Genomic DNA, 776 nt, shown 5'->3' with positions numbered 1-776 from the left:
AATGGGTTCACCGTAAACAACTTTCAAACGTTTAAATGGCTTGTAAGGACCAATGATGGCACAAGGAACTACGTCTGCCTCACCTTTCAGAGCAAAAAAACCGGCACCGGAAAATCCTTTCCCAAGCTCACCATTTTTACTGCGTGTGCCCTCCGGGAATATTCCCATCACGTCCCCGCCTTTTAAAATAGCTAAAGCCCTTCTTAATGCTTCACGGTCACTCAAACCTCGTTTGACAGGAAAAGCGTTCACTTTTGGCAATAATGGTTTCAGGATGGGCATGTTAAATAACTCTTCTTTTGCCATGAAATGTACAGGTCGTGGCGACGTAATACCGACAACAGGCGGATCAAGAGCGTCAATATGATTGGTACATATAAGAATCCCGCCCGTTTTAGGGAAATGTTCCAACCCTTTTATATCAAAACGATAAACCGGATATAAAGCCGTCCACACAAGTGATTTAGCAAATTTGTATAAGTTCACTTAGCTCATCCTCTCTTTAGCTAACTGAATGATCTGTTGTGCAGCTTCCTGAATGTTTAGATGTGTTGTATCCAAATAAATAGCATCTACTGCTTGTACAAGTGGAGAAGCTTCACGTTCGCTATCGAATTTGTCGCGTGCTTCAATTTCTTCTTTCAACTGGTCGACATTGGATTTAATTCCACGTTGCTCATTATCCAATTGACGTCTTTTTGCCCGTTCATCGACAGAAGCAGACATGAAGATTTTCAATTCAGCATCAACGAGTACATGAGTACCAATATCTCGTC

General features: G+C 41.9%; 2 protein-coding genes. Both read right to left on the bottom strand.

All coding sequences use genetic code 11. The features are described 5' to 3' along the window. Nucleotides 1-456 (bottom strand): lysophospholipid acyltransferase family protein (locus AC1DSL_RS19000; RefSeq protein ID WP_477533446.1); only part of this gene is annotated, 456 nt, incomplete at its 3' end. 30 nt (nucleotides 457-486) lie between these two features. Continuing rightward, a partial coding sequence (locus tag AC1DSL_RS18995; protein WP_477533445.1) for a (d)CMP kinase occupies nucleotides 487-776 on the bottom strand: 290 nt, incomplete at its 5' end.

Source organism: Paenisporosarcina sp. P4_D4 (assembly GCF_056401835.1).
Note: the sequence above shows the minus strand (reverse complement) of the source record. Positions and strands in the feature narration are given on the sequence as shown.